Annotated in this window: 17 protein-coding genes; 2 read left to right on the plus strand and 15 right to left on the minus strand. The window is 54.8% G+C overall.

The window, feature by feature from the left end:
- Nucleotides 1-212: 212 nt before the first annotated feature.
- Genes CHH67_RS19495 through ftsE form a run of 3 tightly spaced genes read right to left on the minus strand, consistent with a single transcriptional unit; the run spans nt 213 to nt 3,100 of the window.
- Complete coding sequence (locus tag CHH67_RS19495; protein WP_095267122.1) at nt 213-1,487, minus strand: murein hydrolase activator EnvC family protein; 1,275 nt, start codon at nt 1,485-1,487, stop codon at nt 213-215.
- Between the two features lie 28 nt (nt 1,488-1,515).
- Nucleotides 1,516-2,424, minus strand: coding sequence for a permease-like cell division protein FtsX (gene ftsX, locus CHH67_RS19500; protein WP_095267008.1), 909 nt, complete (start codon nt 2,422-2,424; stop codon nt 1,516-1,518).
- Nucleotides 2,414-3,100: a cell division ATP-binding protein FtsE gene (ftsE, locus tag CHH67_RS19505; protein ID WP_095267124.1), complete on the minus strand. Its 687-nt coding sequence runs from the start codon at nt 3,098-3,100 to the stop codon at nt 2,414-2,416. The genes ftsX and ftsE overlap by 11 nt, the downstream gene beginning before the upstream one ends.
- Before the next feature lie 227 nt (nt 3,101-3,327).
- Here ftsE and CHH67_RS19510 point away from each other — a divergent pair, with 227 nt between their 5' ends.
- Nucleotides 3,328-4,767, plus strand: a complete 1,440-nt coding sequence (locus CHH67_RS19510) for a VanW family protein (protein ID WP_095267010.1) — start codon at nt 3,328-3,330, stop codon at nt 4,765-4,767.
- Nucleotides 4,768-4,999: 232 nt separating this feature from the next.
- Here the strand turns inward: CHH67_RS19510 and CHH67_RS19515 are convergent, their stop codons facing one another.
- Nucleotides 5,000-5,725, minus strand: coding sequence for a polymer-forming cytoskeletal protein (locus tag CHH67_RS19515; protein WP_095267012.1), 726 nt, complete (start codon nt 5,723-5,725; stop codon nt 5,000-5,002).
- 269 nt (nt 5,726-5,994) lie between these two features.
- Here CHH67_RS19515 and CHH67_RS19520 point away from each other — a divergent pair, with 269 nt between their 5' ends.
- Nucleotides 5,995-6,786 carry an alpha/beta hydrolase gene (locus tag CHH67_RS19520; protein ID WP_095267014.1) on the plus strand — a complete coding sequence of 264 codons (792 nt, stop codon included), beginning with the start codon at nt 5,995-5,997 and terminating at the stop codon, nt 6,784-6,786.
- 148 nt (nt 6,787-6,934) lie between these two features.
- Here CHH67_RS19520 and argH read toward each other — a convergent pair whose 3' ends face one another.
- The 11 genes from argH to hpf form a co-directional block, all read right to left on the minus strand.
- Nucleotides 6,935-8,353, minus strand: a complete 1,419-nt coding sequence (argH, locus tag CHH67_RS19525) for an argininosuccinate lyase (RefSeq protein ID WP_095267016.1) — start codon at nt 8,351-8,353, stop codon at nt 6,935-6,937.
- Between the two features lie 166 nt (nt 8,354-8,519).
- Nucleotides 8,520-9,752: an argininosuccinate synthase gene (locus tag CHH67_RS19530; protein WP_095267018.1), complete on the minus strand. Its 1,233-nt coding sequence runs from the start codon at nt 9,750-9,752 to the stop codon at nt 8,520-8,522.
- A 137-nt stretch (nt 9,753-9,889) separates the two neighbouring features.
- Nucleotides 9,890-10,846 (minus strand): ornithine carbamoyltransferase, encoded by a 957-nt coding sequence (gene argF / locus CHH67_RS19535; RefSeq protein WP_095267020.1) that lies wholly within the window; start codon nt 10,844-10,846, stop codon nt 9,890-9,892.
- 54 nt (nt 10,847-10,900) lie between these two features.
- A complete protein-coding gene (locus CHH67_RS19540; protein ID WP_095267022.1) occupies nt 10,901-12,088 on the minus strand; it encodes an acetylornithine transaminase in 1,188 nt (395 codons plus the stop codon).
- Nucleotides 12,089-12,150: 62 nt separating this feature from the next.
- Nucleotides 12,151-12,987 carry an acetylglutamate kinase gene (gene argB / locus CHH67_RS19545; protein WP_095267023.1) on the minus strand — a complete coding sequence of 279 codons (837 nt, stop codon included), beginning with the start codon at nt 12,985-12,987 and terminating at the stop codon, nt 12,151-12,153.
- 131 nt (nt 12,988-13,118) lie between these two features.
- Nucleotides 13,119-14,345, minus strand: a complete 1,227-nt coding sequence (gene argJ, locus CHH67_RS19550; protein WP_095267025.1) for a bifunctional glutamate N-acetyltransferase/amino-acid acetyltransferase ArgJ — start codon at nt 14,343-14,345, stop codon at nt 13,119-13,121.
- 20 nt (nt 14,346-14,365) lie between these two features.
- Entirely contained in the window at nt 14,366-15,418 is a 1,053-nt protein-coding gene (gene argC / locus CHH67_RS19555; RefSeq protein ID WP_095267027.1) for an N-acetyl-gamma-glutamyl-phosphate reductase, read from the minus strand.
- A 293-nt stretch (nt 15,419-15,711) separates the two neighbouring features.
- A complete protein-coding gene (locus tag CHH67_RS19560; protein WP_095267029.1) occupies nt 15,712-16,626 on the minus strand; it encodes a YitT family protein in 915 nt (304 codons plus the stop codon).
- 27 nt (nt 16,627-16,653) lie between these two features.
- Nucleotides 16,654-17,767 (minus strand): peptide chain release factor 2 gene (gene prfB / locus CHH67_RS19565; protein WP_144029288.1). Its coding sequence is split into 2 segments (ribosomal slippage): nt 16,654-17,694 and nt 17,696-17,767, totalling 1,113 coding nucleotides; the frame shifts between segments, so codons are not numbered across the junction.
- A 236-nt stretch (nt 17,768-18,003) separates the two neighbouring features.
- Nucleotides 18,004-20,517: a preprotein translocase subunit SecA gene (gene secA / locus CHH67_RS19570; RefSeq protein ID WP_095267033.1), complete on the minus strand. Its 2,514-nt coding sequence runs from the start codon at nt 20,515-20,517 to the stop codon at nt 18,004-18,006.
- Between the two features lie 475 nt (nt 20,518-20,992).
- Complete coding sequence (hpf, locus tag CHH67_RS19575; RefSeq protein ID WP_095267035.1) at nt 20,993-21,553, minus strand: ribosome hibernation-promoting factor, HPF/YfiA family; 561 nt, start codon at nt 21,551-21,553, stop codon at nt 20,993-20,995.
- Nucleotides 21,554-21,817 lie beyond the last annotated feature (264 nt).

Raw genomic sequence — 21,817 nt, forward strand, 5'->3', positions numbered from 1 at the left:
TGCACGATTCAATGATTCATTCATGGGGTAACCCCGTCCACCTAGTATATGATTGGTTATACGGGAATATTTATACAGCGGTCAAAGGTTGCATCGGATAGCTGCGCCTGGGACTGGTTGTAACCCCGGATTCATAAGTATCGCCTGACTTCCAAATGCTATACATTCCTGATCCGAAAACACCGTCTCATTTTCCGAACAATATCGGGTCTTTACAAGTAAGGCATCGGGTTCACCGGACTGCCGTTGATACGAACCTCAAAATGCAGATGCGGTCCTGTGCTTTGCCCCGTGGAGCCAACCTCGGCAATTTTCTGTCCCCGAGATACCTTCTCGCCTTCGCTAACCATGATGCCGCCATTGCGGATATGTCCGTACAGCGTCCATACTCCGCCCCCATGATCAACAATAACACAGTTTCCGTAACCGCTCCACCATTGGGCCAAAATGACCGTGCCGCTATCGGCAGCCCGAATGTCCGTCCCTTGCGGTGCTGCAAAGTCGACGCCGGTATGCATCTTGCCTCTCTCGCCCGTTACCGGATGCACACGCGGGCCATAATTGGAAGAGAGCCGCGCACCGGATACAGGCAGAGCAAACGGTCCGCCATTGCCGGTATAGCCTCCGCCGGAGCTGCCGCGAAGGGTCGTGGCCTGGGCTTTCTTGGCCGCTGCCGCTGCGGCCGCTTTCGCTGCGGCTGCCTTGCGAGCCGCCTCTTCAGCCGCGAGCTTGTTCTTCTCTTTCTCCAGATCGGAACGTTTCGTTGCCAGTTGAACCAGCAGACGATCCTGCTCCTCGCTCAAAATTTCAGCATCCTCAATTTCCTGATCATACTGAGCCAGAAGCACACGCTTCTCCTGCTCCTTCTCATTCAGCTCGCTCTTGCGGTCTTCCATCTGAGCGTACAGATCCTTGGCCGTTGCATACTGGGTTTCAAGCTCCTTCTTCTTCTCGATCACGAGCAGCTTGTCCTGTTTATGCTGGACCAGAAGATCCTGGTCTTGATCTACGATCGTCTTCAAGGAATCCGCCCGCTCCAGGAAATCGCTGAAGCTTGTGGAGGACAGCAGCACATCCAGATAGGAAACCTGCCCGTCCATGTAAATAAGGCGAAGCCTGGAGTCCAGCAGCTCCTCACGTGCGACGATGCGCTCCTCGGCAGCCTCAAGCTCCTGCGTTGTCTTGCGAAGCAGGTCTTCCGTCTCCTCAATCTGCATCGTGATTTTGGTCAGTTCATTGCTCACGATCTCAATTTGCTGCATGACATATTGAAGATTGCGCGTCTCTTTGTTTTTGTAATGCTGTGCTTCCTTCTTCTCTTCCGCAGCCTTGTTCTTCTGTTCCCGGGCCTTCTGAACCTGCTCCTGCAAGGCCTTCAGCTCGCGGTCCACATCGGCTGCCGTTTTCTTCTCAGCTTGTCCGTCAGAGGGTTGGATCAATGCAGCGCCCAGTAACAGAACGGCTGCTGCAGCGGCGATTTTCTTCAACTTTCGCTCCCCATCCTTTGTCATTTTTTTACACCTTCAAAAATTTCCGAATCGACATGGTGCTGCCCCAGATTCCGATGGCCATTCCAAGCGCGATGATGATGCCGCCCAGAAGCAGCCACAGATCTCCAAGCGGGATCAGGCTTTGCGCCAGCGTCATATCTGCCTGTGCTGCGGCGAACAGCCGCTGATAGCCGGCAAACAGGAGCCCGACGGTAATGATAGAGCCGAAAAATCCAAGCAAAGCGCCCTCCACAAAGAAAGGCCAGCGGATGAACGAATTGGTAGCGCCCACCAGCTTCATAATGCCAATCTCGCGGCGTCTGGCCAGAATCGTCACTCGAATGGTATTCGAGATCAGGAACATCGACATCAGCGCGAGCCCGGCTACAAATATAAATCCGATATTCCGGACGGTGCGTGTAATCTTGAACAGCGTTTCGACGGTGCCTTCCCCGTACTTCACCCGAAGAATCGGCTCCACCGGATACTTCTCATTCAGCGCGCTGATCTTGTCGGCTACAAATGGTACCGTAGTGGGCTCGATGACCGAGATTTCAAACGCATCAGGGAGCGGGTTGCGATCTCCCTCGCTGTAACCCTCCAGCCATTCGGAACCCAGCGTCTCCTCCAGCTCCTTCAAACCGTCGTCCTTGGACACGAATTTGATCGACTTGACCTCAGGCATCGATTCAATCTCCTGCCTAACCGTCTCGCGCATCTCCTCATCCACATTGAGATTCAGATATGTGTTGACTTGAACATTACTATCTGCTTTATCGGCAAGCGCATTGACATTCATGACAAGCAGAATGAAAACGCCGAGAATAAATAAGGACACGATGATGGACGTAATGGATGCCAGCGACATCCACCCGTTTCGAATAACGCTCTTCGCCCCTTCCCGCAAATGCCGCAAGAGGGTTCTAAAACTCATAGCCGTACTCCCCTCTCTGCTGGTCACGGACGATCTGTCCGCGTTCTATGGCAAGTACGCGCTTGCGCATCGTATTGACAATTTCCTTGTTGTGCGTCGCCATTACGATGGTCGTTCCCCGGAAGTTAATCTCGTCGAGCAGCTGCATAATGCCCCAGGACGTCTCCGGATCCAGGTTGCCGGTGGGCTCGTCCGCAATAATGACCGCAGGGTTGTTGACAATCGCCCGTGCGATGGCAATCCGCTGCTGCTCCCCGCCTGACAGCTGGGATGGCTGACGATGCGCCTTGGCCTTCAGACCGACCAGATCCAGCACCTCCATGACCCGCTTCTTGATCAGCTTCGGCGGCGCTTCGATCGCCTCCATCGCAAACGCCACATTCTCGTAAGCGGTCAGCTTGGGCAGAAGACGATAGTCCTGAAAAATAACCCCGATATTTCGGCGAACATAGGGGATCTTGCGCTGCTTCAGCTTTCCGATGTTAAATCCATTCACGGAAATCTGCCCTTTGGTAGGCACTTCTTCTCTATAGATAAGCTTCATGAATGTTGATTTACCCGCGCCGGACGGACCGACGACGTATACAAATTCATTGCGGTTGATCTTAACCGATACGCCTTGAAGCGCATGCGCTCCGTTCGGATAAGTCTTCCACACGTCCTGCATTTCGATCACTTCATCACTTCCCAACACATAGTTAGCCTTTATACTTTCGACAGTTTCCATGGAATTCCTTTAAAAACCACGGAATTTCCTCACGACATTACCTATTGTAACAAATTTGTTACCTTTTGAGTAGCCGAAAGTTTGAAGGCTCTCTGACATATATATGAACAAGTGCATGTCACACACAGATCCCGTGCATGAACTCCGGCCAATACGAAGTAAAAGGTGGTCTCTTCATGAAAAAAATTCATCTTGGTTTTATTGTTGTTATCGGTTTGGTGCTAATCAGTTCAGTGGGGTACGGTCTGCTCCACTTGTATGCAGATCAGACCAAATTGCCAAAGGGCGTCGTAGTGTCCGGCTGGGATGTCGGCGGACAGGAGGCGCAAACGGTGCTTGAGGAGCTGGAGCAGCGGCTGAACACGATGCAAGACGTCAGGCTGGAGCTTCAAGCCGACGGTTTGAAGGGGCAAACAGAGCAACTCTCGCTCGGTGAGGCAGGAGTGACGTTTCATGCAGAGGAATTTATCGACGCAGTCAATAAACTGTCCGAGGGGGATATATGGACCCGGGCCATGTACCGGAAAAACTTCGAGAGAAACTTCGAGTTGTCCGCTCACTGGAACCGGGATGTTCTGAAGGCACGATATTCCGAAGAATGGGAGAAGAAGCGTTTCGGGGAACCCGTCAACGCCGTGCGGAGCATTTCAGAGGATGATGTGGTCAGGTACACGCCGGAAAGAACCGCTTACCGGATCGACTGGCCGCTCTTCTACGACCGGTTCAGCGCCGCCATTCCGGGTGAATTCTCCGATCTGGAAGCCGGGCAGCAGGAGGGCATCGCCGTCGAGCTTCCCCTCACATTGATGCAGCCTGCGCAGACGGTCAAATCGCTCAAGGCGGAAGGAATCGAGCGGAAAATCATCGAGACCTCAACCTCCCTCGGGGCGAGCGCACCCGGCAGGGTACATAACGTCACCGCTGCGGCCAAGGCGGTGGACGGGATGATCCTCAAGCCCGGCGATGAATTCAACTATGCTCATATTATCGAGATTGCCGAGAAGGAATACGGCTTCCAGGAGGCTCCGGTCATCGTGAACGGCAGGCTGGTGCCGGGAATCGGCGGGGGAATCTGTCAGGTATCGAGCACGGTTTATCATGCGGCGCTGCTGATCGGGCTCGAGATTACCGAGCGTCGCAATCATTCCTTGCCCGTCAGTTACATGCCGAAGGGGCAGGATGCTACCTTCGCCGAAGGGGCGATCAACTTCCGGTTTCGCAACAACACCGGCAAGCATTTGTTAATCCGCTCCGAGGTTATAAACGGAACCCTGACATTAAAAATGTTCGGGACCTTCCCGGAAAACACCGTCTATGAGCTGGAATCGAAAACGGTTGAGACGCTGCCTTCCCCGGAGAAAATCATTCATAACGCCGCACTTCCGCCCGGATTCCGGCAAGTGATCCAGAACGGAAAGCCGGGGTATGTCGTCGAAACCTACCGGACCAAGAAGGTGAACGGCAGCGTGGTGGAAACCGAAAGAATCTCCAAGGACACGTACCGGGCACAGAGCAGCATCATCGCCATTAATCCGAAAGGGGCCGGAATGCCTGAGGCGCCCGAAACGCCGCAGGAGAAAATCGTCGAGGACGGTATCAGCACAGACACGCCTTAAACGGCAGCGAGACCTGACACCAGCATACTTCCCTGCCCAGGCTCATGGGGTGGGATGCCCTCTGCGCCCGTTGGCCTGTGTACGGCGTCACATAGCTGACGGCAATCGATGGACTGCATGTGGTGGCCCACTCACTCCACCCGCCCGGGAACCGCGTGAAAGCCCGCAGACAGCTGAGCATTCAGCATCTGCGGGCTTTCATGAAAGTTGAAGGCCAAACGACCTTGACGCATCAGATCCGCCGCGCTTCGCCAACCTTGGCTTGAGGGTCCTGATGCAGTTCGTCCCTGTATTCCACCAGACGTACCTTACAGCCTTGACCGAGCGTCACGCGATTGCCGCGCACGATATCGGCCTCGGTAAACTCCAGATGAAGAATATCGCCTTCGATCAGATCGGCTTCAAGCCCCGGCATTTTGCAAGAAAAATTCAGGAGATCCCAGAACTTCTTTCCTTTTCTTGTGACGGCAACGTCATCCCCGATGATCTCCATCGCCTTGCAGGGGCCAACCATCTGGATATCCGCTTTGCCGATATGCAGTCTGCCGTCCACATGGAAGCTTCCCTTGGACTGCATCACCTCGCTCTGCACGTCGCCGTGCACGCTAAGGCTGCCTGTCAGCTCCAGCTCCTGGGACTGGCACTGCCCCTTGATGGCACAATGCCCTGCCACATAGATCGAACGAGACCTGACATTTTGTTTGAAGCCGCCGCTTCCATATATTTTCATAGACTCCGATTGGACAGGTCCCTCCACGCTTGCCGAGCCGTGAATGCGAATCGCTTCAGCCTTCAATTGTCCCTGCACCTTCGCACTGCCGTTGGCAACAAAGTCATGGCAGTCCACATCGCCGTTGACCGTGCCAGCGCCGTCGATCTTCACTTTATCGTACACGCCGCCTGAACCGTTTCCTGCACCGGATATTTTCAGGTCGCTTCTCTTTTCGTATGCACTCATGGGAGGCCCTCCGATTCTCTCAGGTTAGATATCAGCATCCCGGGTCCGTCCGGGTCTGCCAACGCTCTATTTCATTACACCCACTGTAGCACATTGCCCGCTTGCCTGTAACCGACCGCTGGCGGATAGACGCCTCGGTCTCAAGACCGAGAAGAAGCTATCATTCTAGCGCGCCGGATATGATATGATCAAAGTACAGCTAATGATGCTGCCAAGAAATTCCGTTAGATGTCATTCCAACCTTCTATTCTGAAAGGAGTTCGTTCTTCATGGCACTGATCGAATGTCGTTTCTTCTCGGAAGTGCTCGGCTTGAGCACGTCCATGACCGTAATTCTCCCGCAGCAGACCGCCACCCAGATCGGCATGGAGGGCCGCGTGCGCGCCGAGCGCCATCCGGTGCTTTATTTGCTGCACGGGCTGTCCGACGATGACTCCATCTGGCTGCGCCGGACATCGATTGAACGGTATGTCGCCCAAATGGGCATCGCCGTAGTCATGCCGCAGGTTCATCGCAGCTTCTATACCGACATGGAGTACGGCGGCAAGTATTGGACGTTTATCAGCGAAGAGCTGCCTACGCTGGCCAGATCCTTCTTCCCGCTGTCGCATGAGCGGGAGGACAATTTCGTAGCCGGACTGTCGATGGGCGGCTACGGGGCATTCAAGCTGGCGCTTCGCCGGCCGGATGCTTTTGCCGCTGCAGCCAGCCTGTCCGGCGCGCTCGATATGGCCGGCGCCCTCCGTAATCCGTATGCGCCCGAGCGTCAGTTTGACTTCAAGCTCATCTATGGCGAGCAGGACATTACCGGAACCGAGAACGACCTGCTGCATCTGGTAAAGGAACTGGATCGCTCCGAAGGGCCGAAGCCTAAACTCTATCAATGCTGCGGAACTGAAGATTTCTTGTATGAGAGCAATCAGAATTTCAAGCAGGTGTGCGAAGAAACCTCGCTTGACTATACTTACGAAGAAGGTCCAGGCTCCCATGAATGGGGCTACTGGGATGCCAAAATCCAGGATGTGCTGAAATGGCTCCCGCTGAGATCAACGCAGGCGTAACTTCGCCCTGCACCACGAAAGACGAACACCGGCCCGGCGCTTCGGCCTGGCTGGCTCGCTGATTCTGGATCGCAAGCAAAAAAAGGTCGAAGCCCCCGCTCATCACGAGCAGGTCTTCGACCTTTACTATTGTCATACACCGGCTGACTTACCCGTTGCTTGATACGCTGTGCGCCTCGACCCATGCTTTCGTTGCACTCAGCGTCTGCTCGGCACGGCCGATCGCGGCTTGAACCTGAGGCTCGGCAGTACCTCCATACACATTGCGGGCATTCACAACCGTCTCCGGCTGGAGCACATGATAGATGCTGTCATCGAACAGCTCGGAGAACTGCTTGAACTCCTCGATGCTCAGATCCAGCAAATATTTGTTGTTCTGAATGCAGTACAGTACCGTTTTGCCGATCACTTCATGCGCCTGACGGAACGGCATGCCTTTGCCAACGAGGAAGTCGGCAATATCGGTCGCGTTGGAGAAATCGGTATTCACCGCCTCACGCATCCGCCCCTTGTTCACCTTCATCGTCGCAATCATCGGCGCGAACAGCTGCAGCGCTCCCTCCAGCGTTGCAACCGTGTCGAACATGCCTTCCTTGTCTTCCTGCATATCCTTGTTGTAGGCCAGCGGAAGAGATTTCAGCACGGTCAGAAGACCCATCAGGTTGCCGTAGACACGGCCGGTCTTTCCGCGCACCAGCTCCGGCACATCCGGATTTTTCTTCTGCGGCATAATGCTGCTGCCTGTACAGAAGGCATCGTCCAGTTCAATAAAGTTGAACTCCGTGCTGCTCCAGAGCACGAGCTCCTCGCTCAGGCGGGACAGATGCATCATGATGATGGAGGCATGCGACAAAAACTCAAGGATGAAATCCCGGTCACTGACCGCATCCAGGCTGTTCTCGTACACGCCATCAAAGCCAAGCTGCTCGGCTACAAAATGACGATCAATCGGGAACGTCGTGCCCGCCAGCGCCCCCGCGCCGAGCGGCAGCAGGTTAATGCGCTTGTAGCTGTCGATCAGGCGGTCCACATCCCGCTGGAACATCGACACATACGCCATCAAATGATGCGCGAACAGAATCGGCTGGGCACGCTGCAGATGGGTGTAGCCCGGAATAATCGTGTCCAGATTCTCTCTGGCCTGTCCAAGCAGCGCCGCTTGCACCTCATGCAGCATGCCCGTCAGCGCCACTACCCGGTTCCGCAAATACAGATGCATGTCCGTTGCCACCTGATCGTTACGGCTGCGTCCGGTATGCAGCTTGCCGCCGACCGGCCCGACCTCCGCAATCAGATTTTTCTCAATGTTCATGTGAATGTCTTCATCCGACACCGAAAAGTCGACGCTGCCTTCGCGGATGCGGTCCAGCACCTTGTTCAGCCCCGCCTTGATCGTCTCCACGTCCTCTTGCGGCAGGATGCCGCATTTGCCCAGCATCGTCACATGGGCCAGGCTGCCCTGGATATCCTCTTCGGCCAGCTGTTTGTCAAACCCGATTGACGCCGTATATTCCTCAACCAATGCGTTTGTTTGCTTCGTAAAACGTCCGCCCCATAGCTTGCTCACACCTTTTGCCCCTCTCTTACTTAAGGCAGATGGCCGCTTCCCGCCGAAAGAATGGCAAGTTGGCATTCGATCCGGACCCCCCAGACCGCTACCTCCCTCACTCCGACATGAAAACGGCCTTCCGCCTAAACTTGTATCTTCGCGATTCCGGCACGAAACCGGTTCGTTATTGATTCTGATCGACACCGGCGGCTACTTTAAGCCGCAGGGCGTTCAAACGGATGAAGCCTGTAGCATCGCCTTGGTCGTAGGCCTGCGTCGGATCCGCCTCCATCGTTGCGATGTCCGGATTGTACAGGCTGACCGGGCTTTTCACACCAGCGCCGATGATGTTGCCTTTGTACAGCTTCAGGCGAACCGTACCGCTGACATTCTTCTGGCTCTCTGTAACCAGCGCCTGAATAGCCAGCCGCTCCGGCGCGAACCAGAAGCCGTTGTACACCAGCGTGCTGTAGCGTGTGATCAGGCTGTCCCGCAGGTTCATCACCTCGCGGTCCATCGTGATCGACTCCATCTTGCGGTGCGCGGTGAACAGAATCGTTCCGCCCGGTGTCTCGTACACGCCCCGGCTCTTCATGCCCACAAAGCGGTTCTCCACCATATCCACCCGGCCGATGCCGTGCTTGCCGCCAAGCTCGTTCAACTTCTCCATGACCTGAAGCGGCGTCAACGCCTCGCCATTGATCGCAACGACGTTCCCCTGCTTGAACTCAAGCTCAACGTATTCAGGCTCATTCGGCGCATCCTCCGGCGACACGCTGAGCAGGTACATATCCTTGTTCTCCTCAGCGCTTGCATCAAACCATGGATCCTCCAGCACGCCGCTCTCATAGCTGATATGAAGCAGGTTGCGGTCCATGGAGTACGGCTTCGCTGCAGAAGCCGTTACCGGAATGCCGTGGGCTTCCGCATAAGCGATCATCTCTGCGCGACCCGGGAACTGGTTGCGGAACTCCTCCAGCCGCCATGGCGCGATGACATCAATCTCCGGCGCCAGCGCTGCCGCGCCAAGCTCAAAGCGAACCTGGTCATTCCCTTTGCCAGTCGCGCCGTGCGCGATCGCAGTTGCTCCTTCCGCACGGGCAATGTCTACCATGCGCTTGGCAATCAGCGGACGGGCGATGCTTGTACCGAGAAGATACTGCCCTTCATACATCGCGCCCGCCTGGAACATCGGGAAGATGAAGTCATTGGCAAACTCATCCCGCAGGTCGTCGATATACACTTTGGAAGCACCGGTCGCAAGCGCCTTTTCCTCCAGGCCGTCCAGCTCTTCCTTTTGCCCGATATCCGCGGTGAATGCAATAATCTCTGCGTCGTAGGTTTCCTTCAGCCATTTCAGAATGACCGACGTGTCGAGACCGCCCGAATACGCCAGTACGATTTTTTGTTTAGCCATCTTATCCAAACTCCCTCTCCCTGTTACTTCAAAATCTCATCAGAATCTCATCTTATCCGTCGTTCGTGCCGCCATCGTATTCAGCCTGTTGCTGTTGCAGACCAGCAGCCGATGTTCTTACGATCGTTTCTAGCTTATTATCCCATCAAAGCAACCATCAGCGCTTTCTGCGCATGAAGGCGATTCTCCGCCTGATCAAAAATGACGGAATTCGGTCCGTCGATCACGCCTTCACTGACCTCTTCCCCGCGATGGGCTGGCAGGCAGTGCAGGAACAGATAATCCGGCTTCGCAGCCTTGACGAGATCCTCATTCACCTGATAGTTGGCAAAAGCCGCTTCCCGCTGCGCCTGCTCCTCTTCAAAGCCCATGCTTGCCCACACATCCGTATATACAACATCGGCATCCTTGGCCGCCTCGATCGGGTCCTGGGTCACCGTAATCTGACCGCCGCACTCGGCTGCAACCTCACGGCTCAGCTGCACGATGCCGGCATCCGGCTGGTAGCCCTCCGGACTTGCGACAGCCACATGCATCCCCATCTTCGCCCCGCCGATCAGGAGGGAGTGGGCCATGTTGTTGCCGTCCCCGATGAAGGCCATCTTCAGCCCCTTCAGCTTGCCCTTATGCTCCAGCACCGTCTGCAGGTCAGCCAGCACCTGGCAAGGATGCGCCATGTCGCTCAGCCCGTTAATGACCGGGATCGAAGCATACTTCGCCAGATTGACCACATTGTCATGACCAAATGTGCGGATCATGATGCCGTCCAAATAGCGGGACATGACCTGGGCCGTGTCGCTGATCGGTTCTCCGCGCCCGAGCTGAATGTCGTTTTTGCTCAGGAACAGCGCGTGTCCGCCAAGCTGGAACATACCGGCTTCGAACGAAACCCGCGTCCGTGTGGACGACTTCTCAAAGATCAGTCCGATCGTCTTTCCCTTCAGCGGCTGGTACACCTCTCCGCTCTTCTGTTTGCGCTTGAGCTCTATCGCCGAGTCAAGCAGATACTGGATTTCCTCGGTTGAATAATCGTCCAGCTCGATCATGTCGCGCCCTTTCAGGTCCAATTGCTGCACTTGTCCGCTAGCGGCCATAAACTGCATCCTCCTTGCTGTATCTAATCGATGTTCTCATTGTATCACGACTCTCTATGCCTGGTTAACCGCCGTATGCTCCTGAATGAGTGTAGCCAGCAGTTCGACTGCCTGATCCATCTCCTCACGGGTGACATACAGATTAGGAAGCAGACGGATCACGTTCGGTCCGGCTGTGACAAACAGCAGTCCCCGGCTTTGACCTTTCAGCACCAGCTCACCGACCGGCTCCGCGCATTCCATCCCGATCAGAAGGCCCTTGCCCCGGATCGCTTTGACAAAAGGATGGCTGCCCAGCTTCTCGTTCAGCTTGCCCATTAAGTACTCGCCCGCTTCTGCCGCTCGCTGCGGCACCTGATCCTCCAGCATCGTTTCGATGGTGGCAGTGACCACTGCGCTTGCCAGCGGCGTGCCGCCGAAGGTGGAGGCGTGGCTCCCCGCCGTGAAGGCTTCACGCAGGAAGCCCTTGCCGAGCATGGCGCCTACCGGAAAGCCGGAGCCGAGGCCTTTGGCCACCGTGAAGATATCCGGCTCAATCCCGTAATGCTCATGCGCGAACAGCTTGCCTGTACGCCCCATGCCGGTCTGAACCTCGTCGGCGATGAGAAGCAGGCCATGCTGCTTGCACAGCTCGCTGACCGCCTTCAGGAACTCCGGTTCCACCGGATGCACGCCGCCTTCGGCCAAGACCATCTCCAGCATGATCGCCGCTGTATCCTTCGTAATCGCTGCCTCCAGTGCCGGAAGATCATGCAGCGGCACCGTCTTGAAGCCGGCTGGAAGCGGAAGAAATCCGTCCTTCACCTTGTCCTGACCGGTCGCGGTCAACGTTGCCAACGTGCGTCCATGGAAGGATTGCGCGAAAGTGATGATCTCAAAGCGCTGCGTTCCCTTCACTTTCTGGTGATAGCGGCGCGCCAGCTTGATGGCGGCTTCATTCGCCTCTGCCCCGCTGTTGCAGAAAAAGACCGCATCCGCGCACGTATTTGCCGTCAGCAGCTCGGCCGCTTTTTCCTGGCCCGGAATGTGGAACAGATTGGATACATGCCACAGCTCATCCAGCTGTCCCTTCAGCTTCTCCTTGACCTTGGCAGGGGCATGACCGAGATTGGTCACCGCCAGGCCTGACATAAAGTCCAGGTATTTGTTCCCCTGGTCATCCCATAGCCAGCTGCCTTCCCCTTTCACCAGACTGATCGGATATCTCGCATACGTTTGGAACAACGAGCTTTCTTTTCCCATGACCCTCCACGCTCCTTCGGCTTTCAATGGTTTAATGATGTATGAAATAATTCCGCCTGCATTTACATCCGCACAATGCGTGTACCGAGCTTCTCCCCTGCCAGCACGCGGCTTAGCACATTCGGCTCGCTTCCGTCCACGATCACGACCTCGCGCACCTGGCCGTGGATGCAGCTGATCGCCGCTCTGACCTTCGGAATCATGCCGCCGTAGATTTCACCCGTTCCGATCATATCCTCGATCTGTTGGACGGTCACGGAAGGAAGTACCCGCTTCTCGCTTCCGGATCCTTTCAAGATGCCCGGCACGTCAGTAACCACGATCATCTGCTGCACGCCGAGATGAGAGGCCACTGCCCCTGCCGCCGTATCGGCATTAATGTTGTATCGCTGTCCTGCAGCGTCCACGCCAATCGGCGCTACAACCGGGATATACCCCATATCCATCATGCCCGTCAGGATCGGGGACTTTACATCAGTAACATCGCCTACAAAGCCGACCTCCGCATGATTCGTCACCGGCTTTGCCTGAATGAGCGCGCCATCGGAGCCTGACAGACCGATCGCCTGGCCGCCCGCACGCTGGATTCGGCGCACGATCTGCTTGTTAATGGTGCCTGCAAGCACCATCTCGACCACGTCCAGCACCTCTTCCGTCGTTTTCCGAAGTCCGTTCACGAACTCCGTCTCGATGCCCAGCTTCTCCAGATTGCCGGAGATGGCAGGTCCGCCGCCATGAACGATGACCGCATGGACTCCCTGCTGCTGCAGCTTCTCCAAATCCTCGAAAAAGCTATCCGGAAGGGCAGCCAGCGTGCTGCCCCCGCATTTCATGACAAACGTCCCGCCGGCGGCTACAGCCCCCTGCTGCTGCTCCTGGTGTTCTGTCACACTTTTCATGTTTCGTCCCCTCCTGATCCGAACTTGTTAAGCTGTTTCCATATTTCATACCCGTGAATTTAGGTTCTCACGCGTAATCTGATCTCAATATCGTCTCTCGATATCGCCGCTTCCCCGTTGCCTTGACCGGCCTATGTCCGGTATGCCGCATTAATCCGCACATAGTCGTATGTGAGGTCGCAGCCCCACGCAGTTGCACTGCCGCTTCCGATATGCAGGTCCACGTTAATTTCCACCATGCTGCCCTGCAGGTAGGCAAGCGCAGCCTCCTCGTCAAAAGGAACCGGTCTGGACTGCTCCAGCACATGGATCGGGCCGATGTGAATGTCCACCGTCTCCGGGTTCACTGGACGTCCTGCGCGCCCGACGGCTGCAATAATTCGGCCCCAGTTGGCGTCCGCGCCAAACATCGCCGATTTGACCAGGCTCGAGCCAATCACGGTCTTCGCAATCGCCTGCGCGTCCTCGTCGCACTCTGCGCCTTTGACCCGCACTTCGATCAGCTTCGAGGCCCCTTCGCCGTCACGGGCAATCGCCATCGCCAGCACTCGGCACACATCATGGAATCCGGCCGCAAAGGCCTCCCAGTCCGGATGAGCCGGCGTTAGCGGTTCGTTGCCTGCAAGGCCGCTCGCCATTGCAATCAGCATGTCATTCGTGCTCGTATCTCCATCTACCGTAATCATATTAAAGGTTGTATTGGTTGTATCGCGCAGCAGCTGCTGCAGCGCTTCCTGATCGATAACCGCATCGGTCGTCACGAACCCGAGCATCGTTGCCATATTGGGATGAATCATGCCGGAGCCTTTGGCCGCACCGCCGATGGTCACATCGACTCCGTTCACCTTGACGGTGACGCAGGCTTCCTTCTTCACCAGATCCGTTGTCAAAATCGCCTGGCTGAACGCTTCAGCGCCTTCCGCATCCCCGCTGAGGCGGGCCGGCAGCCCGGTAATGCCCGAGGTCACCCGGTCCATCGGGAGAAGCTCGCCGATAACGCCTGTCGAAGCAACAGCCACATCGTCCTCTGCCACGTCAAACTGCTCGGCAGCGCTCGAACGCATGACGTAAGCGTCCTCCAATCCCTGCTTGCCTGTGCAGGCATTCGCATTCCCGCTATTGACCACAATCGCCCGCAGCTTGCCGCTGCGGAGGCTCTCCCGCGTCACCTGAAGCGGGGCAGCCTGCACCGCGTTTGTCGTATAGACCGCCGCCGCAGTTGCAGCCACGTCGCATACAATGGCCCCGAGATCATGACGATCCGTCTTCTTAAGCCCGCAATGCAAACCTGCGGCTTTGAATCCTTTCGGCGTTACAATACTTCCACCATCAACGATCGCATACAGCTTCTGTTCCATGTTCATGTCCCCTCGTCCGCTTACGGATACACTGGTGTAAACGTAAGTCCGAGGCTTTCCTCCCATCCCATCATCAAGTTGAGGTTCTGAATCGCCTGACCTGCAGCACCTTTCACCACATTATCGATGACCGATATGAAGGTTACCCGGTTGGTGCGGGCATCGACGGAAAAGCCGATATCGCAGTAGTTGGACCCGCTAACCTCTTTCGTTGCCGGCCATACGCCTTTATCGCGGATGCGGACAAATCGGCGTCCTTCATAATACTGGCGATACAGTTCGATCAAATCATCTTCAGTATATGTGCCCAGAAGCGATGCGTACATCGTACTCATAATTCCTCTTGTCATCGGTACGAGATGAGTAGTGAACGTAACCGTCACCGGCGCTCCGCTCACCTGGCTCAGTACCTGCTCGATTTCAGGAATGTGCTGATGCTTATTCACTTTATAGGCTTTGAAGTTTTCGTTAATCTCCGCATAATGCGTCGTCAGGCTCGTTCCGCGGCCTGCACCCGAAACGCCTGATTTCGCATCAATGATCAGCGTCTTCGGGTCAATCCAGCCCGCGCTGAGCGCCGGGATAAGTCCCAGCAGCGTCGCGGTCGGATAGCAGCCCGGGTTCGAAATGAAGGACTGTCCCGTGACCTCGCTGCCAAATACTTCGCTTAACCCGTAAACCGCCTTGGCCAGCCACTCGCTGTCCGGCGCCTGGTGCTTATACCACGCTTCATATACGCTGCCGTCCTTGAGGCGGAAGTCACCGGATAAATCAACGACCTTCAGCCCCGCCGCCAGCAGCTGCGGAACGAGCTTGGCACTGACACCCGAAGGGGTGGCCGTAAACACGACATCGGCCACAGCGGCAATGTCAGCCGGCTCAACACCATCCAGATTCCGTTCAATGATATGGGTTAAATGCGGGAAGCCCTCCGATATCGGCACACCTGCGCTGGACGAAGAAATGACCGATGTGATCTCCACATGTGGGTGCGCCTGCAATAGTCGAATCAGCTCCACTCCTCCGTAGCCTGTTGAACCTACGATTGCAACTCTCAACTTCTCTTGTACCATTATGACTCATCCTCTCTCCACGTACTGCTGGGCAAGCATGTATACGACAAGCGGCTCCGGCCGCCGGGCTAAACGATCATCGATTTCTGTTATCCGTCTCATAAATATGTATTATTATACGACCACATTCATATAAATACAATGGTTATTCATAAAAACAAAAAAATACAGCTTCCCGCAGGCGGTCAGCCTGCAGAAGCTGTATCTATACTTTCCCTATTATAAGGATCCTTCAAAAAGCACATATCGTGATAGAAGCTGGCGTGTTCGTGGTCATCCGCTCACCAGGAGAATCAGGACGATCCTTTAATATCCCGAAAGCCCTCGCCGAGCACCTCATGCGCATTGCTGATAATGACAAATGCATCAGGCGCTACCGACTGGACAACCGTCTTCAGCCTCGGAATCTCGCTCTGGCTCACCACGACCATCAGCACCGTTCGCTTCTCGCCGGTGTAGCCTCCCTCGGCCGTCAGCTTTGTTAACCCCCGGTCCATATCTTCCAGTATGGCTTTTGTTATCGGCTCCGTACGATCCGATATAATATATGCGACCTTGGTGAAGCTGAAACCAAGCTCGATACCGTCGATCACCTTGCCGGTCACATAAAGACCGATAAGCGCAAACAACGCCTGCTCAGGCGACAGCACCAGCGCAGCCAAGGAGATGACGATTGCGTCCATCAGCACGACGCTGATGGAGAAGCTGAGTCCGCTGTATTTCTGCAGGAGCTGTGCCACGATCGTCATTCCGCCGGTGGAGCCGCGTCCGCGATAGACCAGCCCCATCCCAATCCCGACGCCGATCCCTCCATAAATGGAGGCCAGCAGGGCATTGGAGGTTGGAACCGGCCAGTCCTTCGTCAAATAAACGAATAGCGGGAGCACGATGCTCCCAAGCAGCGAGCGAATGCCATACTCCTTGCCCAGCAGCCAGAAGCCCAGAATGAAGAGCGGGATGTTGAGTCCCCACTGCGTATAGGCCGGCTCGATGCCTAGCCAGGCTTCAGCCAGAACCGACAGGCCGGCCACGCCGCCTGAAGCAATCTGGTTCGGCAGAAAGAACAAATTAAACGATACGGCCATAATAAATGAGCCGATAATGATAAACAAAGTATCGACAGTCTGTCGAAGCGGGCCGTTCATCGGGATGAGCGGCTCGCGCTTCCTTGGGTTGCGAACATTCGCGTTACGAACGGATTGGGCCATAACGGGTCAAATCTCTCCTCAGGGGTCTTATTCGGCGTCGTGCCGGATCTGGCTGCGCAAATAACCATCAATGAAAGCATCCAGATCTCCGTCCATCACCGCACCGACATTTCCGGTTTCCACCTGGGTCCGGTGATCCTTGACCATACTGTAAGGATGGAACACATACGAACGGATCTGGCTTCCCCAAGCGATGTCAGATTGCTCACCGCGAATCTCGGCCAGTTCCTTCTGCTGTTCTTCCAGCTTCCGTTCATACAGCTTGGAGCGAAGCATCGTCATCGCGCGCTCGCGGTTCTTGATCTGGGAGCGCTCGTTCTGACAGGTGACAACGATCCCGGTCGGGATATGGGTGATCCGGACCGCTGAGTCCGTTGTATTGATATGCTGTCCGCCAGCGCCGCTAGCGCGGTACGTATCGATCTTCAAATCCTCGGTACGGATTTCGATCTCAACATCATCCGTAATCTCCGGCACAACATCACAGGATACAAACGAGGTATGGCGCCGACCGGAAGAGTCGAACGGCGAGATGCGTACGAGACGGTGCACCCCTTTCTCCGCCTTCAGGTAGCCGTAGGCGTTGAAGCCTTTGATGAGGAGCGTCACGCTCTTGATGCCAGCTTCATCTCCCGGCAGATAATCCAGCGTCTCTACCTTGAAGCCGCGCTTTTCCGCCCAGCGGGTATACATCCGGTGCAGCATTTGCCCCCAGTCTTGAGACTCGGTTCCGCCAGCGCCCGGGTGCAGCTCCAGAATGGCATTCATTTTGTCATAAGGCTGATTCAGCAGCAGCTGAAGCTCGAAATCCTCCACCCGCTTCACCAGCTCCTTGACGGAATCACCGAGCTCACCGCTGAGCGATTCGTCGCCCTCTTCATCCGCTAGCTCGATCATGACAACCGCATCGTCATATTCCTGCTGCAGCTTCTGATATTGCTCCACACTGGATTTGACGCCATTCAATTCCGAAATGATGCTCTGGGCCTTCTCATTGTCATCCCAGAAATCCGGTGCAGCCATCTTTTCTTCTAAGCTCTCAATGACCTCCTGCTTGTAATCTAAGTCAAAGAGACCCCCTAAGGTTGGTTAGTTTCTTGCTAATCTCGCGCAGGTCTTGCTTTACACTTGGATCGATCATATGTTTATCGCCCTTTCTCTAATCCGTATTTCGATTTATAGTATATCCTGTTCTACACGAAAAGCGTGACGAAATATCCATTTATTCACATAAACTCCCTTAAGGAACAGCGGCATCCAGAAGGCCATTTAAAGGCCGCCAAGATTGCCACTGCTCTTAAGGGAGCCGGTAATCACGCTCGTTCCTAAGCGCGGGTCAATATTCACTTCACATCATACGGGACAACGCTTGGTTACTTAAGCGTTCTGCCCATGACAATGCTTGTACTTCTTGCCGCTGCCGCATGGACATGGATCGTTACGGCCCACCTGATCGCCGACCTGAACCGGACGCTTCTGTGCAGGCTCACCGCCGCTGTTGGTGGATACCTTGTTCTCGTCCACGACAGCCTGGCGCTCCTGGTTCGTAGCGATGTGTGCCTTCATAATGTAGGTCGACACTTCTTCCTGGATCGTCGCAATCATGGCATTAAACATTTCGAAGCCCTCGAACTGGTATTCACGCAGCGGATCGGTACCGCCGTAAGCACGGAGATGAATACCTTGACGAAGCTGGTCCATCGCATCGATATGGTCCATCCACTTGCTGTCTACGGCACGCAGGACGATAACCTTCTCGAACTCCCGAACCATTTCATGGCCGAGTGCCTGCTCGCGTTCCTCATACTTGCTCAGCACGCGTCCGAAGATGTATTCCACCATCTCTTCCGGCTCTTTGCTCCACAGATCTTCACGGGTAATCGCGCCCTCATCAAGCAGCTTGTTGTTAACGTAATCGGCCACTTCCTGCAGTTCCCAGTTCTCCGGAATATCGTCACTGCAGTGCGCTTCTACCACACGCTGGATAACAGGCTTGATCATATCCAGGACGATCTGCTTGATGTCCTCGGATTCCAGAATCTCACGGCGCTGCTTGTAGATGATTTCGCGCTGCTGGTTCATCACGTCGTCATATTGCAGAACGACTTTACGCATGTCGAAGTTGTTGCCTTCTACCCGCTTCTGAGCCGATTCCACCGCGCGTGTAATCATCTTGCTCTCAATCGGCTGGTCTTCTTCGAAGCCCAGGCGCTCCATCATGTTCAGCACGTTATCAGTGCCAAAACGCTTCATCAGTTCATCCCCGAGCGACAGGTAGAACTGGGTCGAGCCCGGATCCCCTTGACGACCCGCACGACCGCGGAGCTGATTATCGATCCGGCGGGATTCATGGCGCTCTGTACCGATGATGTGCAGACCGCCAATCTCCTGAACGCCTTCACCCAAGATAATATCCGTACCGCGTCCTGCCATGTTCGTTGCGATTGTAACCGCGCCTGGCTGGCCCGCTTTGGAGATGATCTCAGCTTCCTCCGCATGATACTTCGCGTTCAACACCTTATGCTTAACGCCCTTGCGCTTGAGCATCTCGGACAGTCGCTCGGAATTCTCGATGGAGACCGTACCAACCAGCACCGGCTGGTTCTTCTGGTGACGCTCCACGATTTCGTTGACAACGGCCTTGAACTTGCCGTCTACACTCTTATAGACGACATCCGGCATGTCGTTACGACGGTTCGGTCTATTGGTAGGAATCTGGAGCACTTCAAGACCATAGATCTTCTTGAACTCCTCTTCCTCCGTCTTCGCCGTCCCTGTCATACCCGCCAGCTTGCGGTACATCCGGAAGTAGTTCTGGAACGTAATCGTCGCAAGCGTCATGCTCTCATTCTGAACTTCAATGCCTTCCTTGGCTTCGATCGCTTGATGGAGACCATCGCTATAACGGCGACCTGCCATCAGGCGGCCCGTAAATTCGTCGACGATGACAATTTCATCTTCCGTCACGACATAATCGACATCCCGGCGCATAATGACATTGGCCTTCAGCGCCTGAACAATGTGGTGATTCAAGGTTACATGGTTATGGTCGTACAGGTTGTCGATGCCAAAAGCGCGCTCGGCTGCCGCCACACCTTTCTCGGTCAGCGAAACGGCCTTGACCTTGATATCGACCGTGTAGTCTTCCTCCGGTACGAGACGCTTCACAAAACGGTCTGCCGCAAAGTACAGCTCCGTCGACTTCTGCGCTTGACCTGAAATGATCAGCGGTGTCCGTGCTTCGTCGATCAGAATGGAGTCAACCTCGTCAATGATACAGAAATACAGCGGACGCTGTACCATCTGCTCTTTATACAGCACCATGTTATCGCGGAGATAGTCGAAGCCGAATTCATTATTCGTTCCATACGTAATATCGCATGCATACGCATGCTGCTTCTCCGCATGCTCCATGCCGCTCAGGTTCACCCCGACGGTCATGCCCAGGAAGTTATATATTTGCCCCATCTCAGAGCTGTCACGCTGCGCCAGATAATCGTTGACGGTAACAACGTGAACACCTTTCCCCAGGAGGGCATTCAAATAAACCGGCAGTGTACCCACCAGGGTCTTACCTTCACCGGTCTTCATTTCAGCGATTTTCCCTTCGTGGAGGGCCATACCTCCGACTAGCTGGACATCATAATGACGTTTGCCCAGCGTCCGTTTGGAAGCCTCGCGGACTGTCGCAAACGCTTCAGGGAGCAGTTCCTCCAGCGTCTCACCTTTCTCGATCCGTGCGCGGAACTCTTCTGTTTTAGCTCGTAGCTGCTCGTCCGAGAGCGCCTCAAACTGCGGTTCCAATTGGTTGATTACATCGACCGTCTTCATGAGACGTTTGACATCACGCTCGTTGGTGTCGCCGAAAATCTTTTTGACAAGTCCTAGCATGGTTAACCCCTTTCGTGCAAAACAAGTGATCGAATCAACTTCATTAAATGCCAAAGGGTTAAATGATGAAATCGATTCATGGATTCCTTATGATTTCCCATTCCTGGCAGGCCTCTTGAAGTCCGTCCACCGGAATAGGGTTTGCATAAATTGTAACAGTTTGTATGTGATGCCGCAACATTAGGGTTACTTCAAGAGTGAGATAGCGGCATTTTCTCTTCTTCTTTAAGACGCCTTAATTATATGAAAAGTTGCGAAGCCGGGAGACACCATATTTTTCTGCTGCTTCCAGGCGGGCTGTTCTGAGCGCCCTCAAGCGCATCCTACAACTCAAATAAAGAGCCCCACCCGGCATTCGGGTGAAGGCTCATCCTGCAGTCTCATGTCATGGTAAATCTATCGTCGCTTGCGTATGGAGCCTGCGGCTTGGCCATGCAGATGGATAGCAACTAGCGGGGAGCTAGCAGCACTTGGCTTAGCCTTGCTCAATCAGTCCATACTTGCCGTCATCACGCTTGTAGACGACATTCACTTCCTTGGTGTCAATGTTGGAGAAAACGAAAAAGTCATGTCCAACCAAGTTCATTTGTAAAATAGCTTCTTCCACATCCATCGGCTTCATGGCAAAACGCTTCGTGCGGACGACCTGATACTGGTCCTCTTCATGTTCGTCCTCATGAACAGCGTTCCCTGCGGCCTGGTCATTCTCGGCAATCAGCATTTTCAGACTGCCTTCCTGACGGAACTTACGGTTCAGCTTCGTCTTGTGTTTGCGAATCTGACGTTCCAACTTGTCCACAACAGCGTCAATGGAAGCATACATATCATCGCTTCGATGTTCCGCGCGCAGAACCACGCCTGGGAGCGGAATCGTCACTTCCACTGTGTGCAATCCTCGAATGACACTAAGGGTAACGTATCCTTCTGAGGCGGGGGGTGCATCAAAGTACTTCTCAAGTCTGCTGAGCTTCTTGTCAACATAGTCCTTCAAAGCTTCGGTCACTTCAATTTGTTGACCTCGAATACTGAATTGCATAGGGCACTCCTCCTTTGCAACCTTATTATACCATTTTGTTAATGCTGTGTAAAAGGCAGTTTTGTGAATTTTCGCACATAATATGGAAAGGAAAATATTGGGGGATTGCCGTGGAAAGATTGCGTCATTGTTATGGATACTCGCCTCTTGTGGCCGGCTAAGGAATCGTGGCTTGGCGGCATCATTCGTATTCGTGTGCGATGAGCTGGCTGTGAGCGGAACCCCGGTCGCACACGGGACGGGCATCCGCCGCGACACCGCTTA

The sequence above is a fragment of the Paenibacillus campinasensis genome, assembly GCF_002272015.1.
In the GTDB taxonomy this organism is placed as follows: Bacteria; Bacillota; Bacilli; order Paenibacillales; family Paenibacillaceae; genus Paenibacillus_AQ; species Paenibacillus_AQ campinasensis.